Annotated in this window: 16 protein-coding genes; 6 read left to right on the top strand and 10 right to left on the bottom strand. The window is 74.9% G+C overall.

What is annotated here, in order from left to right:
- Positions 1-48: 48 nt before the first annotated feature.
- Both L3X23_RS13555 and L3X23_RS13550 read right to left on the bottom strand, forming a co-directional pair.
- Positions 49-672, bottom strand: a complete 624-nt coding sequence (locus tag L3X23_RS13555) for a biliverdin-producing heme oxygenase (protein ID WP_308116896.1) — start codon at positions 670-672, stop codon at positions 49-51.
- 66 nt (positions 673-738) lie between these two features.
- On the bottom strand, positions 739-1317 hold the full coding sequence (locus tag L3X23_RS13550) for a TetR/AcrR family transcriptional regulator (protein WP_237192559.1): 579 nt from the start codon (positions 1315-1317) through the stop codon (positions 739-741).
- A gap of 267 nt (positions 1318-1584) precedes the next feature.
- Here L3X23_RS13550 and L3X23_RS13545 point away from each other — a divergent pair, with 267 nt between their 5' ends.
- The 3 genes from L3X23_RS13545 to L3X23_RS13535 all read left to right on the top strand — a co-directional run bounded on the left by L3X23_RS13545 (position 1585) and on the right by L3X23_RS13535 (position 3956).
- Positions 1585-1899, top strand: a complete 315-nt coding sequence (locus L3X23_RS13545) for an STAS domain-containing protein (protein ID WP_237192558.1) — start codon at positions 1585-1587, stop codon at positions 1897-1899.
- 20 nt (positions 1900-1919) lie between these two features.
- Positions 1920-2909 carry a TIGR03564 family F420-dependent LLM class oxidoreductase gene (locus L3X23_RS13540; protein WP_237192557.1) on the top strand — a complete coding sequence of 330 codons (990 nt, stop codon included), beginning with the start codon at positions 1920-1922 and terminating at the stop codon, positions 2907-2909.
- A gap of 153 nt (positions 2910-3062) precedes the next feature.
- Complete coding sequence (locus tag L3X23_RS13535; RefSeq protein WP_237198015.1) at positions 3063-3956, top strand: acyl-CoA desaturase; 894 nt, start codon at positions 3063-3065, stop codon at positions 3954-3956.
- A gap of 7 nt (positions 3957-3963) precedes the next feature.
- Here the strand turns inward: L3X23_RS13535 and L3X23_RS13530 are convergent, their stop codons facing one another.
- From L3X23_RS13530 to L3X23_RS13520, 3 genes are all read right to left on the bottom strand, one after another.
- Complete coding sequence (locus tag L3X23_RS13530) at positions 3964-4170, bottom strand: hypothetical protein (protein WP_093088693.1); 207 nt, start codon at positions 4168-4170, stop codon at positions 3964-3966.
- A gap of 71 nt (positions 4171-4241) precedes the next feature.
- Positions 4242-5033: an SDR family NAD(P)-dependent oxidoreductase gene (locus tag L3X23_RS13525; RefSeq protein WP_237192556.1), complete on the bottom strand. Its 792-nt coding sequence runs from the start codon at positions 5031-5033 to the stop codon at positions 4242-4244.
- Positions 5034-5037: 4 nt separating this feature from the next.
- Positions 5038-5541, bottom strand: a complete 504-nt coding sequence (locus L3X23_RS13520; RefSeq protein ID WP_237192555.1) for a DUF664 domain-containing protein — start codon at positions 5539-5541, stop codon at positions 5038-5040.
- 29 nt (positions 5542-5570) lie between these two features.
- On the opposite strand from L3X23_RS13520, the gene L3X23_RS13515 reads away from it, so the two are divergent.
- Both L3X23_RS13515 and L3X23_RS13510 read left to right on the top strand, forming a co-directional pair.
- The gene (locus L3X23_RS13515) at positions 5571-6191 is read left to right on the top strand and encodes an L-threonylcarbamoyladenylate synthase (RefSeq protein WP_093088695.1); all 621 of its coding nucleotides are present in this window, start codon (positions 5571-5573) and stop codon (positions 6189-6191) included.
- A 394-nt stretch (positions 6192-6585) separates the two neighbouring features.
- A complete protein-coding gene (locus L3X23_RS13510) occupies positions 6586-8121 on the top strand; it encodes an ATP-binding protein (RefSeq protein ID WP_237192554.1) in 1536 nt (511 codons plus the stop codon).
- Between the two features lie 82 nt (positions 8122-8203).
- Here the strand turns inward: L3X23_RS13510 and L3X23_RS13505 are convergent, their stop codons facing one another.
- Positions 8204-9652, bottom strand: a complete 1449-nt coding sequence (locus tag L3X23_RS13505) for a CoA transferase (protein ID WP_237192553.1) — start codon at positions 9650-9652, stop codon at positions 8204-8206.
- On the bottom strand, positions 9649-11391 hold the full coding sequence (locus L3X23_RS13500) for an acyclic terpene utilization AtuA family protein (protein WP_237192552.1): 1743 nt from the start codon (positions 11389-11391) through the stop codon (positions 9649-9651). Before L3X23_RS13500 ends, L3X23_RS13505 begins: the two co-directional genes overlap by 4 nt.
- Before the next feature lie 66 nt (positions 11392-11457).
- Between L3X23_RS13500 and L3X23_RS36140 the strand changes: the two genes are divergently transcribed.
- Positions 11458-12660, top strand: a complete 1203-nt coding sequence (locus tag L3X23_RS36140; protein ID WP_237192551.1) for a cytochrome P450 — start codon at positions 11458-11460, stop codon at positions 12658-12660.
- 79 nt (positions 12661-12739) lie between these two features.
- Here the strand turns inward: L3X23_RS36140 and L3X23_RS13490 are convergent, their stop codons facing one another.
- The 3 genes from L3X23_RS13490 to L3X23_RS13480 form a co-directional block, all read right to left on the bottom strand.
- Positions 12740-13339, bottom strand: coding sequence for a hypothetical protein (locus tag L3X23_RS13490; protein ID WP_237192550.1), 600 nt, complete (start codon positions 13337-13339; stop codon positions 12740-12742).
- Positions 13340-13595: 256 nt separating this feature from the next.
- Positions 13596-14522: an RluA family pseudouridine synthase gene (locus tag L3X23_RS13485; protein ID WP_237192549.1), complete on the bottom strand. Its 927-nt coding sequence runs from the start codon at positions 14520-14522 to the stop codon at positions 13596-13598.
- 13 nt (positions 14523-14535) lie between these two features.
- Complete coding sequence (locus L3X23_RS13480) at positions 14536-14814, bottom strand: YggT family protein (RefSeq protein ID WP_237192548.1); 279 nt, start codon at positions 14812-14814, stop codon at positions 14536-14538.
- Positions 14815-14878: the final 64 nt, after the last annotated feature.

The raw sequence follows: 14878 nt of genomic DNA, 5'->3' as shown, positions 1-14878 counted from the left end.
ACCGCGCATTATGTATGGAGCAGTGCCGTGGGTCAGGCGGGCCGTGGGTCAGGCGGCCTTCGGTGCGGCCGCGGCCATGGCGTCCAGGACGGTGATGTTCAGCTCGAAGGCGCGGACCGCCTCGTCGCACACCCGGCGCTGCTCGATCTCGTCCCACGGCGCCCCGTCGAGCAGGGCGCGGTAGCGCACCCGGAACCTCGACGGGCTGCCCAGCGCCGAGAAGTCGTAGAACAGGGCGCCCGCGCCGGTGATCCCGTAGGTCTTCTCCAGCAGCTTCCCGACGACCTGGCCGCCCGCGAGGTCGCCCAGGTACCGGGTGTAGTGGTGGGCCACGAACCGGGCGGGGTCCGCCGCGCGCAGCCGGGCGGCGTAGGCCTCGGTCTCGGGGAGCAGCCGCGGCGCGGCCGTCGAGCCGCCGAGCGCCTCGACGTCTCGCAGCAGGGCGGGGAGCCTGCGCAGCTCGTCGATCACGAACGGGCCCGCGACGGGGTCGTCCGCCAGCTCGTCGCCCCGGGCCTCCAGGGCGCCGTAGATCCCGAGGTACTGCTCGGCGAGCAGGGTGTAGCCCGCGATCGGCAGCTCGCCCGCGAGCAGGGCGGCCATGTAGGTGGAGTGGTGCGCGCGCTCGTGGACGACCATGGTCGCCTCCCGCAGTGCGGTCGACAGTGGCACCGGGATCCCCCTTTTGCTGACGCCGTGTCAGCAAAAGGGTAGCCCACGCCCGCGACTGAGGCCAGCCTAAGTTGCGGCGCCCGCCATGGCCAGCACGATCCGCACGGCCGCCTCGATGGTCTCCGGGAGCTCGTCGGCGGGCACGTCGACCAGCTGCCGGGCGCCCAACGCCGCCGCGATCATGGCGACGACGACCGCGGGCTCGGCCACCCCCAGCTCGGTGACGATGGCGGTCAGCCGCGCCGAGATGGGGTCGGCGTGCGCGGCGATCCGGCGGTAGGCCGCGGGATCGAGGGCCTGGGTCAGCGCCTGCCCGGGTGGCAGGTGGAACTCCGCGAGCCGCTGCAGCTGCAGCCGGACGAACACCGCCAGCCGCTCGGCCGGGGTGGGTGCGGCCTCGAGCGCGGCCTCCAGGTCGGCGACGTAGCGGGCGGCCTCGTGCTCCACGAACGCGACGAGCAGCGCCTGTCGGTCGGGGAAGTGGTTGTAGATCGAGGAGCGCCCCACCCCCGCGGCGGCCGCCACCCCCGAGAGCGTGACGGTGTCGAAGCCGCGCTCGTAGAGCTGTTCGCGCAGCGCCGCGAACACACGCGCGCGCACCTCGTCGCGGTGGGCGGCCAGCGACCCCCCGAGCACCTTCGGCACCGTCTCAGGGTAGGTCGTCGGCCGCCGCCCGGCACGCACCTACCCGCGTCTGCGTGAGCCAAACGTGAAGAACCAGACGCCCGCCGTCACCGGTCTGCCGGTTGACCGGCCCGTCCGCCCGGCGAAGGGTGAGGATCCGGCGGTCGGGTAGGGGAGGCGGCACTGTCCACGGCAGTGAGCTCGGTACCGGGTTCGGCAGCGGGATCGGCACCGAACACGGCGACACGGGAGCGCGCGGGATTCTGCGCGGGATTCTGCGCGGCCACCGTGTCACTGGACCACGGCACGGTCGCCCTGCGGCTCGCGGGCCGGCTGGACGGCGAGTGCGCGGCGCGCCTGCACCACGCGCTGCACGCGGCCACGGTCGGCGCCCGCGCGGTGGTCGTCGACCTGAGCGAGGTGACCCACCTGGGGTCGGTCGGGGTGAGTGCGCTGCTCGGCGCCTACACCCGCGGGGGCGGCCGGGTCCACCTCGCGGGCCTCACCCACCCGGCGGTGCGGCAGGTCGCCACGCTGCTGGAGCTGGAGCGACACTTCACCGTGCACCCGGACATCGAGGGGTTCGTCGACTCCGTCCGCTGAGGACGTGGTCTGCTTGTGCCATGCGGATCAGTGTCTTCGGCTTCGTGGGTGACGGCGGCGGGCGGAGCGTCGTGGACGCGTTCGTCGCGGAGCTCGAGACCCTGCGGGCGGAGGGCTTCGGCCGGATGTGGGCGGCCCAGCTGCCCCAGGAGCCCGACCTGCTGACGGTGCTGGCGATCGCGCTGCGCGAGGTGCCGGACATCGAGGTCGGCTCCGGTGTGGTGCCGATCCAGCCGCAGCACCCGATGGCGCTGGCCCAGCGCGCGCTGACCACGAACCTGGTCGGGGAGGGCAGGCTCACCCTGGGGCTGGGGCTCAGCCACCGCGCCGTCACCGAGGGCCAGTGGGGGATGTCCTGGGACCGCCCGCTGCGGCGGATGACCGAGTACCTCGATGGTCTGCTCCCGCTGCTCGCGGGCGAGCAGGCGGACGCGACCGGCGAGCTGCTGACCACCCGCGGGCGGCTGCGGATCCCGGGCGCCCCGGCGCCCGAGGTGTACCTGGCCGCCCTGGGCCCGCAGATGCTGCGGCTGGCGGGGCGGCGCACGGCGGGCACGGTGACCTGGCTGACCGGCCCGAAGACCCTGGCCGAGCACGTGCTCCCGACGATCACCGCCGCGGCCGAGGAGGTCGGCCGGACCGCGCGGGTGGTGAGCGCGCTGCCCGTCTCGGTGACCGACGACGTCGACGCGGCCCGCGCCCTCGCCGCCCGCCGGTTCGCGATCTACGGCAGGCTGCCCTCCTACCGCGCGATGCTCGACCGTGAGGGGTACGCGGGCCCCGCGGACGCCGCGATCATCGGCGACGAGCAGGAGGTCGGCGAGCGGCTGGCCGAGCTGGCGGCGCTCGGGGTGGCCGAGTTCGTCGGCATCCCGGTGGCCTCGGACGCCGAGGGCGCGGCCCGTACGCGAGCGGTCATGCGCGCGGCCGAGTCGGAGCCCGCGCGAGACGGTGCGCGTCCCCCGGTGGACGCCGGGGTGACGAACGGCCTGCCGGGACGTGAGGAGTGACGCGTCGGCCTTCAGGGCGCCCGCGGAGTGCCCCTAGTCTGGCCACGTAGTCCCAGCGATCGATCCCTTTGAGGTGACCGTGTGAGCGTCGAGGCCCCCGACGTCGTCCCCCCGGAGTCCGGCTCCGCGTCCACACCGGACCGCGCGCGGCCGGTGACCGGCCAACGCCGCAGCGGTTGGCAGCAGGGCCTGGTGTGGGCCTTCGTGGTGATCCCGATGCTCGCGCTGCTGGCCACCGTGCCCGTGGTCTGGGGCTGGGGTCTCGGCTGGTGGGACCTGGCCATCGCCGCGGTGTTCTACACCGTCGGGATCCTGGGGGTGACGGTCGGCTACCACCGGCACTTCACCCACGGCTCGTTCAAGGCCCGCCGCTGGCTGCGGGTCACGCTGGCGATCACCGGCTCCATGGCCATCCAGGGCTCGATGATGGCCTGGGTGGCCGACCACCGCCGCCACCACGCCTACTCCGACAAGGAGGGCGACCCGCACTCGCCGTGGCGCTACGGCACCACGCCCCTGGCGGTGGCCCGCGGCTTCTTCTGGGCGCACGTCGGCTGGGTGTTCGACCGGGACAAGACGAACTGGGAGCGGTTCATCCCGGACCTGCTGGCCGACCGGGCGCTGCGCCGGGTGTCCGGTCTGTTCGGGCTGTGGGTGACCGCCAGCCTGGTGCTGCCCGCGGCCCTCGGCGGGCTCCTGACCTGGTCGTGGGCGGGTGTGCTCACCGGCTTCTTCTGGGGCGGCCTGGTCCGGATGGCCGTGTGCCACCACGTGACCTGGTCGATCAACTCCATCTGCCACATGGTCGGCGCCCGGCCGTTCCGCTCGCGGGACCGCAGCCGCAACTTCTGGCCGCTGGCGATCCTGTCCATGGGCGAGAGCTGGCACAACCTGCACCACGCCGACCCGACGTGCGCCCGGCACGGCGTGCTGCCGGGGCAGATCGACATCTCGGCCCGGGTGATCTGGTTCTTCGAGCGGTTCGGCTGGGCGTGGGACGTCCGCTGGCCCACCACCCGCCGCCTCGACCGGCTCAAGCGCGCCTAGGTCGGTTCTAGCGACAGCCCAGCCCGAACCGGCGGCCCCGGGTGCGGGGCCGCCTGCGGGCGCAGCGCCAGGCGGCGAGCAGCCGGACCAGGGGGTCCGGGTCGTCGATCCCGCGGGCGCCGGTGCGCACCGCGTCGAGCAGGGCGTCGTCGGCGAGCACGGCCGCGGAGTCGACCGGGCCCGCAGGCATCGGGAGGTCCTTCATCGCGTCCATGCCTGGTCATCGCGCCGCGCGCGCAGAACGTGTCGGCGCGGACGGGTGATCTACGAGACGTTTGCTACTCGTCAGTAGTAGGTGACACCCGGCTGGCCGCCGCCCACGGCCACGGCGTCCCCGTTGATCGCCACGCTGCGCGGCGAGCACAGGAACGCGATCACGTCCGCCACCTCCTCGGCGGTGACCAGCCTGCCCAGCCGGGTGGACCGGCCCAGGGCGCGCTCGGCCTCCTCCTGCGAGGTGCCGTCCGCCGCGGCCTTGGCCGCGATCATGCCGGGCGTGCGTTCGGTGACCGTGAGGCCCGGGTGGACCACGGTGACCGTGACCCCGCGCGGGCCCAGGTCCTCGGCCAGCGCGGCGGTCAGCGCGGCGACCGACACGTTCCGCACCGACCCGACCAGCGACGTCGAGGCGCGGGCGTTCAGCCCGCTGACGTTGACGATCCGGCCGAAGCCCTGCGCCGTCATGTGCGGGGCGACCGCCCGGGCGCAGCGCAGGTAGCCGAGCACCTTGGTCTCGAACTGCTCGCGCAGGAGCGCGTCCGTGGTCTCCGCGGCTGCGGGCTGCGGGCCCGCGCCCGCGGGTTGGGCGGCCGCGTTGACCAGCACGTCCACCCCGCCCAGCTCGGCCACGACCTGCGCGACCATGGCCTGTACGGCCGCCTCGTCCGTGGTGTCGGCGGCGATCGGCAGCACCCGGGTGCCGTGCCGGGCGACCCGGCGCACCGCCTCGTCCGACGGGGTGCGGGAGACAAGGGCGACGTCGCACCCCTCGGCGGCCAGCGTGTCGGCTACGGCGAGGCCGATGCCGCGGCTGCCCCCGGTCACGACGGCGCGTCTGCCCGTCAGCTGCAGGTCCACGGCGTCAGCCCGGGAGGAGGCCGCGGACGAACTCGGCCTGGCCGAGATGCTTCGCGTCGTCGTCGAACACCGAGACCAGGCGGACGCCGCGGGTGACCGGGGGGTCCCAGCGGTCGTCGATCACCTCGTCCAGCTGTTCGGGCGTGACGTCGGCGAGCAGCTCCCTGGTCCGCGCGAACACGGCGGCGTGGTAGCCGGCCAGCCGGGTCTCGTCCGCCCGCACGGCCGCGACCTGGTCGGGGCTGTGGCCGTAGCCGGTGTCGGTGGGGTCGAGGGGGAGCCCGAAGCGCTCGTGCCAGCCGTCGGCCAGCCAGACCTGCTCGGTGCCGAACGCGTCCGCCACGTGGTCGTCCTGCACCCGGGTGAGGTGCCAGACGAGCCAGGCGATGGAGTTCGCCTCCCCGTCCACCCGCAGGGCCAGCCGGTCCTCGGTGAGGCCGTCCACCACGGCGGGCACCCCCTCCCCGATCCGGCCGAAACAGTCGATCAGCAGCTCGGCGGGCGTCATGGCGATCACGCTACCGCTACCCTCCGACGATGGCTCGGTACGTCGACGTCCACCCCGAGAACCCGCAGCGCCGCGCGATCGGACAGGTGATCGCCCTCGTCCGGGAGGGCGGGCTGATCGCCTACCCCACCGACTCCTGCTACGCGCTGGGCTGCGCCCTCGGCAACGCCGAGGGGCTGGCCCGCATCCGGCAGATCCGCAAGCTGGACGACAAGCACCACTTCACCCTGGTCTGCCGGGACTTCGCGCAGCTGGGGCAGTTCGTGCAGGTCTCCAACGCGGTGTTCCGCGCGGTCAAGGCCGCGACCCCGGGGCAGTACACGTTCATCCTCCCGGCCACCAAGGAGGTGCCGCGCAGGCTGCTGCACCCGAAGAAGAAGACCGTCGGCGTGCGCATCCCGGACCACCGCGTGGTCCAGGCGCTGCTGGACGAGCTGGGCGAGCCGCTGCTGTCCTCCACCCTGCTGCTCCCCGACGCCGCGGAGCCGCCCACCCAGGGCTGGGAGATCAAGGAGACCCTGGATGCCGCCCTGGACGCCGTCGTCGACTCGGGGGAGTGCGGCACCGAGCCCACGACCGTCGTCGACCTGTCCGGCCCGGAGCCGGAGATCGTGCGCCGGGGCGCGGGCGACCCGAGCCGGTTCGAGTAGCCGAGCCTCTGGACGCCCGCCCGACTGTCACCTAAGTTCTGTGACCGGGCGCACCGCCGCAGCGTCGCGGTCGGAGCGCCTGTCGTCCAGCCCCCTGCGCCGTTCCGTGTCGGATCGTGCGCCCTGCGGAATCATCCCGAGATCATCCCGAGCTCCCCGGCGTGTCGACTTGCCGTTCACCGCCGGTCCACCCGTAGGCGACCGGTCATCGCACGCCCGTCCGACGAGCCGCTCGGCGCGGATCTCCCCGGTAGTGTCCCGAGCACCAAGAGATGCCGGGGCGCGCAGCTCCCCCGGCGGCCCCCGCGCTCGTCGCCCGCTCCGGGTGCGAGTGACCGAGCGGGGTCCGTGCGGCGTTCCGGCGGGTTCGGGGCCGGCGAACGCGGAGGACAGTGTGGAGCGAGACCTCTCGTCCACCTCCTGGCTCGACGAGCCGGGTGGCGGCGCGACCGGTGCGGTCGACTCGGTCGACTCGGTGGCCGGCGGGGCGGACGCCCTGCTCGCCGGTCTGGCCCGCAGGATCTGTGGTCACGCCGAGCGGCAGCTCGCCGTCGCCGAGCGGCTCGCCGGCGGTGCGGAGGGCGGCGCGGGCGCGGAGATCGCCGCGGGCGCGCGCCGGCTGCTGCGAGACGGCGAGAGCGTGCTGACCCTGGTCGGCGGCGTCCCGGAGCGCCGCGGGCCCGTGCCGACCGGGTTCGGCCGGATCCTCGCGGACGTCGCCGCGGGCGCGGAGGACCCGCGCCGGGTCTCGGTGCCCCCCGCACCGTCCGCGGCCCTGCCCGCCGGGGTGGCGGTCGGCGCCGGACAGGTCCTCGCCGAGCTGCTGGCCCACGCCGAGCGCAGCACGCCGCGCAGCGCGCGGATCGAGCTGGTCGGCCGGTGGGCGGGGGACGGCGGCGTCACGATCGAGCTGCAGGCCGAGGGCGTCGAGCTGCCGTGGCAGCGGGCCGCGGCGCTGGAGAACGAGATCGCGGGCGGCGTGTCCGGCGCGATCCCGCCGGAGCGGCTCGGCCTGCACCTCGCCGCGCGGCTCTCCCGGCGGCTCGGGGCGCGGGTGGAGCTGCAGGCCCCGCTCGGCGGTCCCACCACGCCCGGCTTCGGCACGGTGGCGCTGGTGCGGTTCCCGCGGGCCCTCGTCGAGCCCGCCCCCGGCGTGCACCCGCCGCAGGTCCCGGCCGAGCCGGTCCCGTCGCCCCGCAGCACCCCACCCGAGATCACGTGGGAGCCCGTCCGCGAGGGCGCGGCGCCCGCCCCGGCCACGGTGGACGAGCTGTTCGGCGCCTTCGACGCCTCGCTGGCCCGCGCCGGGGACGACCTGGCGGGCACGCCGATCTTCGCCGCCGTCGCGTCGGCGTGGTTCCGCACCGACGACGACCCGGCCCCGCTCAACGGCACGAACGGCACGAACGGCACGAACGGCTCCCACAACGGCGCGTCCAACGGGCACCGCAACGGCGGCTCGTTCGGGCTGGCGGACAGCTGGCTGACCGGCGGGTCCGCGTCGGCCCCGCGCAACGGCTCGCCGTCGAGCTGGTCCGGCACCCGGGACGACGAGTGGCGGGCCGCCGCCGAACGCGCGGCCGCCGCCGAGGCCGAGTCGGCCCCGCCGGTGACCGGGAGCGGGCTGCCCCAGCGGCGCCCCGGCAAGCAGATGGTCACCCCGCCGCTGCGCGGCAGGCGCGCCGAGACGGCCGCCGCGGCCGAGCGCGAGCCGGAGAAGGTGCGCCGCAGGCTGTCGACCTACCAGCGCGGCCTCGAGGCGGGCAGGCACCGCGCCGCGGACCCGGACGAGGCCGAGGAGCGCTCGTTCCAGGACGGCACCGCCGAGCCCGCGCAGGGCCCGGTCCCCGGCCCCGTCCTGGAGCGCTACGAGGAGGACCGCGACCCCTGGACGGGCGAGGGCCTCTGGGAGGACGACCGCCGCTCCTGACCCCGTGAGTGGCGGCCGGGGGTCGGCAGTCGCCGGAGGCGGCGGGGCGGGTGAGCGGAGTCGTGATAGCGACTATCGCCACTCACGGGGTCTGAGCTGGGGATTCGGTGCGCCAGACGGGTGCGCCGCTGCCGCGCGGCACCAGGACCGGGTCGTAGGAGCCCGGCGTCACCGACATCCGCACCTGGTCGGTCACGCCCTGATAGTGGCCCAGCGGGGTGTCGGCGGTGAAGGTCTCCGGGTCGAGGTAGGCGTGCTCGTCGTCCGATCCCGCGACCCGGGCGGCCTGCGCGAGGTCGAGCACGCCGAGGTCCAGGATCCACATCGCGACCCTGGTCAGCGACACGTGCACCCGCCAGCTGCCGCCCTCCACGGCCCGGCGGCGCAGCGCCGCGACGATCCCCGCGGCGGTCAGCCAGGAGACGATGTAGTCGTTGACCACGAGGATGGGGGAGAGCCTCGGCTCGGCGCCCCCGCCCTCGAGGTGCGCCATCCCGGTGACCGCGCCCGCGGTCTGGTCGAACCCGATCCGGTCCCGCCACGGGCCGTGCTCACCGTGGAGCGAGTTCGTGGCGTGCACGATCCCGGGGCGCACCGCGGCGGCCTCCTCGGCGGACAGCCCGATCGACGCCAGGTAGCCGGGCCTGCGGTTCGCGTAGAAGACGTCCGCGCCCGCCAGGAGCTCCCGCACCACCGGGTCGGTGGGCCGGACCGTGGCCGACCGCACGCCGACGTTCGCCGACAGGTAGGTGGTGTCGTGCTCGAACTCGGTGGGCCGCCACAGGTTCAGCACGTCCGCGCCGTCCAGCGCCAGGCTCCGCCCGGTCCCGGCGCCCGCGATCACGTGCCCCATCCCGAGCGCCCGCACCCCGCCCAGCGGGGCCTGCGCGGCGGGCAGCGGCTCGGGTGCGCTGTCACCGATCCGCTCGAGCGTGACGAGCGGGGTGGCCTCGAGGACGGCGGCCTGCTCGGTCGCGCGGAACTCCTCGGGCGTGCGGACCAGCGGCATCACCACCCCCGCCGCGGCCCCGGCCGCCTCCAGGTCGGCGCCCGACCACCGGCCGACCGCCCGCGCCACCGCCTCCGGGGTGTCCGCGCAGTCGAGCAGGCGTTGGGCGGCGACCTTGAGCGCGGGATAGCCGTTGAGCGGCATGACCCAGCGGTCGTCGGCGGTGCGGTAGAAGCGGAAGCCGAAGGCGGGCGAGGCGTTGACCGGCGAGGCGATCGGCAGCCCGTGCAGGAGCTCCCACCTGCGGTCGTAGAAGGGGCACAGCCGGTGCGGGGCGGTCCGCAGGTCCACGGCGACGTCCTGGCCCACGCCGGTGCGGTCCCGGTGCAGCGCCGCGACCGCGACCGACTTCGCCGCGAGGGCGAGCGCCGCGGCCCCGGCCAGCCGCAGCGCGCTCGGGACGACCGGGTCGGCCCCGGTGAAGGCGACCGTGCCGCCCGCGTCGGCCGCGGCCAGCCCCAGCCCACCCAGCAGCCGGTCGAGCTCGGCGGGCAGATCGGGGGTGAGATCGGGGCCGGTCACGGCAGCATCACGTGCTTCGCGCGGAGGTACTCGCCCACGGACTTGCCGATCTGGTCCACCCGCAGGTTCGACGAGCCGCCCGTCCCCAGCAGCCCGCGCAGCACCACGTGCACCGCGCGCAGGTGCGGGAACTCGTGCCGCACGATGTCGCAGTCCTCGGCCTCCGGCAGCAGCGCCCGCAGGTTCTCGGTGCTCAGCGTGCTGCGCAACCAGTCCCAGTGCGCGGGGTCGGGCACCCAGACCCCGACGTTGGAGTTGCCGCCCTTGTCGCCCGCGCGGGCGTGGGCCACCGTGCCGAGCCGACCGCGCCGACCGCGCTCCCCGTCGCCCCGGACCGGCGGCGGTTCGGGGGAGCGGCCCTGCGCGAGCTGCTCCGGGCTCGCGAACGTGCGGGACACCGGCGCCTCGATGCGCCGCCCGTCCGCCAGCACGGCGGTGTGCGGGACGAGCTCGACCGGCAACAGGGCGGGCCAGTAGCCGATCCGCGGCCAGGGCGCCCGGACCGGCTGCGCGCCGCCGTCGTGGTGGAAGCCGGGGTAGCCCTGCAGGTAGAGGCTCCCGACGGCGGCGGGGAAGGCCGCCAGCGCCTCGGCGGCCGACGCGGTGGCCATGACCCGGATCGGCACGGTCGCCTCCCACTGGGACCGGGGGTCCTCCGCGGCCGTGCCGAGCGGCGTGACGTCGAGCTGGTCCACGTGCCCGTCGAGCTGCAGGCGGAGCTGGCGGCGCAGCAGCGCGACCTTCTCCTCGACGTCCGGCGAGGTGCAGAACAGCATGGTCGAGATCTGCCAGCCGAGCTGCGCGAACACCGCGACCTTGTGCGTGGGCGGCGGCGGCGACCCGACGACCGGGCCGATCGCCACCCGGTCCGGCCCGACCCGACTGAGCCGGACGGTGTCCAGGTGCACCGTCGCGTCCGGGTTGAGGTAGCGGGGGCCCTGGATCTCGTAGACGAGCTGGGCGGTCACCGTGTCGACGGTGACCGTGCCGCCGTCGCGCGCGTGCTTGGTGATCACCGACGAGCCGTCCGCGGCGACCTCCGCGATCGGGAAGCCGCAGCGGTCCATGCCGGGCACGGTCCGGAAGCCGGAGAAGTTCCCGCCGGTCGCGTGGGCGCCGCACTCGATGATGTGTCCGGCCGTGATCGCGCCCGCGAGCGGGCCGTGGTCGTCGGGGGTCCAGCCGTGCCACCAGGCCGCGGGCCCCGCGGTCAGCGACGCGTCGGTCACCCGCCCCGTGACGACGATGTCCGCGCCCGCCCGCAGCGCCTCGGCGATGCCGAACCCGCCGAGGTAGGCGTTGGCGGCGATCGGCTCGAACCCCCAGTCCTTGAGCGGGGCGCCGGAGTCGAGGTTCTCCAGGGCGTACCCGTCCCGGTGGAACTCGGGCAGGCGGTCGAGCACGGCGTCCCCCTCGACGTGGGCGACCGTGAGCGACACGCCGGCCTCGGCGAGGTCCGCGCGCAGGGCGGCGGCGAGCCCGGCGGGATCGAACCCGCCCGCGTTCGTGACGACCTTGATCCCGCGCTCGGCCAGCGTCGCGAGGTGGGGGCGGAGCTGCTTGCGGAAGTAGGCGACGTAGCCGCGCCGATCCGCGGCCAGCGCGGCGAGCGTGACCTCGGCCAGGTAGTCGCCCATCAGCACGTCGACCGGATCGCCGGCGAGCACCTCGTCCACGGCGGTGAACCGGTCCCCGAGGTAGCCGCTGAAGTTCCCGATCCGCACCGATCGTTCGTTCATGAGTGGAGCGTAGCGTTCAGCGAACGCTCAGCAAGCCGTTGCGCGGCGGTACTACCGTCGGGCGGCGTGACGACCACCACGGATCCGCGCCCCCTCGACGACGCGTTCTTCGCCGACCCCGACGCCCTCTACCGGGTCCTGCGGACGGAGGCGCCGGTGTCCCGGGTGGTCACGACGATGGGGCTGACGGTCTGGCTGGTCACCCGCTACGCCGACGCCCGGCCCGCGCTGAACGACGCCCGGCTCGCCAAGTCCGGCTCCGGGTTCGCCACCGTGCTGGAGAAGCAGGGGATCGAGAACCGGGCCCGGTTCGCCGACTCGCTCGTCGGGCACATGCTCAACACCGACCCGCCCGACCACACCCGGCTGCGCAAGCTGGTGAGCCGCGCGTTCACCGTGCGGGCCATCGCCGCGATGCGCCCGCGGCTCACCGCGCTCGCCGAGGAGCTGGCGGACGCGATGACCGGCGACGAGGCGGACCTGCTCGACGCCTTCGCCTTCCCGCTCCCGATGACCGTGATCAGCGAGCTGCTGGGCGTGCCCCCGGAGCATCGGGAGGACTTCCGCGGGTGGTCGAACACCCTGCTCTCGGCCGGTGAGCCCGAGACCCGCACGGCGGCCGCGGGGGCGATGGCGCAGTTCCTGTCGCAGCTCGTGGCGGACAAGGCCGCAGACCCCGGGGACGACATGCTCTCCGCGATCGTCCGGGCCGCGGAGGACGGGGACTCGCTGTCTCACACCGAGGTCATCTCGATGGCGTTCCTGCTGCTGGTCGCCGGGCACGAGACCACGGTCAACCTCATCGCGAACGGCATGCGGGCGCTGCTGCAGCACCCGGACCAGGCGGCCCTGCTGCGGGCGGACCCCACGCTCGTCCCGAACGCCGTCGAGGAGTTCCTGCGTTACGACGGACCGGTCAACCTCGCGACCCTGCGCTTCAGCACCGAGGACGTCGAGATCGGCGGGACGACGATCCCGGCGGGGGAGGTCGTGCTCGTCTCGCTGATCGGGGCGAACCGGGACCCCGAGCGCTACGAGCGCCCCACCGAGCTCGACGTCACCCGCGACGCCCGGGGGCACCTGGCCTTCGGCTACGGGATCCACCACTGCCTGGGTGCGCCGTTGGCCCGCCTCGAGGGCGAGATCGCCTTCCGCACGCTGCTGTCCCGGTTCCCGGCGATGACCCTCGCCGCCGATCCGCGGTCGCTGACCTGGCGCGAGAGCACCCTGATCCACGGCGTCACGAGCATGCCGGTCCGGCTGCGCTGATCCGGCTCCGGCCCCCTCGTGAGCGGCGATGGTCGCCAGAGCGACCATCGCCGCTCACGGGGGCTGAGCCGGGGATACCTCAGGTGCCGGTGTCCGTGCCGTGGTGGGCGGCCGCGCCGAAGCCCGCCGGCTGGGAGTCGGGGGCGGTCGCCGGGCTGGCGGCGGGCCCTGCGGCGGCGGGGGTCCCGTTGGCGCCCATGGCGGCCCACGTGCCGCCGACGCCCTCGCCCTTCGCCTCGCCGGGCCGGGTGTCGCCCGCGTAGCGGTAGAGCGGCCAGCCGTTCAGGGTGAGCTGCTGGGTGCCGTCGGGCCTGCCGACCGTGCCGACCAGCCCGGTCGGGATGCCCTGCAGGGCGGGCTGGCCGTCCCCCTTGACCGGCGGCCACTTCGCCGCGCACTCGCCCACGCAGGTCGAGGCGGACGGGGTGGTGCGGTCGTTCGCGAAGCGGTAGACGGTGAACCCGTCGGTGGTCACCACGGTCCCGACGGCGGTGACGCCGGTACCGAGCCCGCCGGTGGGGACGGTCGTGGTGCCGGCCGCGGCGCCCGCCGCGGTGCCGACGGGGGCGGCGTCGCGGGCGTCGGTGAAACCACCCGCCGAGCAGGCGGACAGGGCGAGGGTCAGGGCGGCCGCGGCGGTGAGTGCGGCGACCCGCGGAAGGCGACGGGGGAGCGTCATCGTGGGGTGTCCTCGGACTCGGTCACATCGGGGGAGCGTTCGTGCGGATCCCGACGGCGGGGGGCGTGACGTCGGGATCCGCTGCGATGGACCCTACGAATCCGGACACCGCGCCCGTTGTGTCACTGAGAGGCGGTCACGCCGCGCGACGTGCCGGACGCGCCGAGCGGCGCGGCGCTGCTGCCTGCGCCCCGTGATGTTCGGCCGAATGCCGCAGGGCCTCCTCAGAATCGACGAGACGGCGCCGTTCGACCCCTCACGGAGCGCGTTGACCCGGCCACGCGGCGAGAGATCGCGCACTCTCGAACCGCCTGGCCCGTCCGGTGAGCGGGTCGTCGAATTCCAGGGTCGTCGCGAGGAGCTGCAGCGGGTTCGTGAAGTCGTCGAGCGGGGTCTCGCGGAGCACGGGGTAGAAGTCGTCCCCCAGGATTGGGATGCCGAGCCCGGCCAGGTGCAGCCGCAGCTGGTGCGTGCGCCCGGTGTGCGGGTGCAACCGGTAGAGCCCGCGCTCCCCGCGCGTCTCGACGAGCTCGACGAGGGTCTCGGCGTTCGGCTCGCCGGGCTCCTCGTAGGCGCAGATCACCCCGCGCTCCTTCACGATCCGGCTGCGGACCGTCCGCGGCAGCTCCAGCTCCGGCCGGACGGGCGCGACGGCCCGGTAGGTCTTGCGGACCCGCCGGTCGCGGAACAGCGTCTGGTAGCGCCCGCGCAGCTCGGGCCGCACGACGAACAGGACCAGCCCGGCCGTCACGCGGTCGAGCCGGTGCGCGGGGGAGAGCTGCGGCAGGTCCAGGTCGCGGCGCAGCCGGACCAGCGCGGTCTCCAGGACGTGGCGCCCGCGCGGGATCGTGGCGAGGAAGTGCGGCTTGTCGACGACGAGGATGTCCTCGTCCCGGTGCACGATCCCGATCTCGAAGGGGACCGGCACCTCCTCGGGCAGGTCGCGATGGAACCACACGAAGGACGCAGGCCGGAACGGGGCGTCCACACCCAGCGGTCCGTCCTCGTCGACGATCCGGCCCTCGGCGAGCATCTCGGCGACCCGCTCGGGCGCCACCCGCGGCAGCCGCTCGACCAGGTGCTCCCGCAGCGTGGCCCACGGGCCGGCGTCCGGGGTGCGCAGCCGGACGGGATCGAGCCCGTGCCGCTGCGGCAACGGCGCGGGCCGCCGCCGTCTGCTCACCTCACCACGGTACTCAGAACGGGATCAGCGGAACCAGGAAGGTGCGCAGCAGCAGCACCCCGAAGAACACGACCATGAACGCGAGGTCCAGGCCGAAGTTGCCCAGCCGCAGCGTCGGGACGACCCGGCGGACCGGGGCGATCACCGGCTCGGTGATGCCGTGGGTGATGCGCCGCGCCTGGTAGAGCGCGCTGCCACCGCCGCCCGCCACCGAGATCCAGTCCACGATCACCCGGGCGAACAACACGATCTGGAACAGCACGAGGACCGTGCCGACGAGCCATCCGACCACGGCTCCTCCTCTCTCTCCCGGTCTCTCCCGGGACCTCTCACGGGGGCAACGAGTCGGCGGTGGT

Origin of the sequence: Pseudonocardia sp. WMMC193 (assembly GCF_021728735.1) — a bacterium.
Lineage (GTDB): Bacteria > Actinomycetota > Actinomycetes > Mycobacteriales > Pseudonocardiaceae > Pseudonocardia > Pseudonocardia oroxyli.
This window is presented reverse-complemented; position numbering and strand designations above follow the sequence as displayed.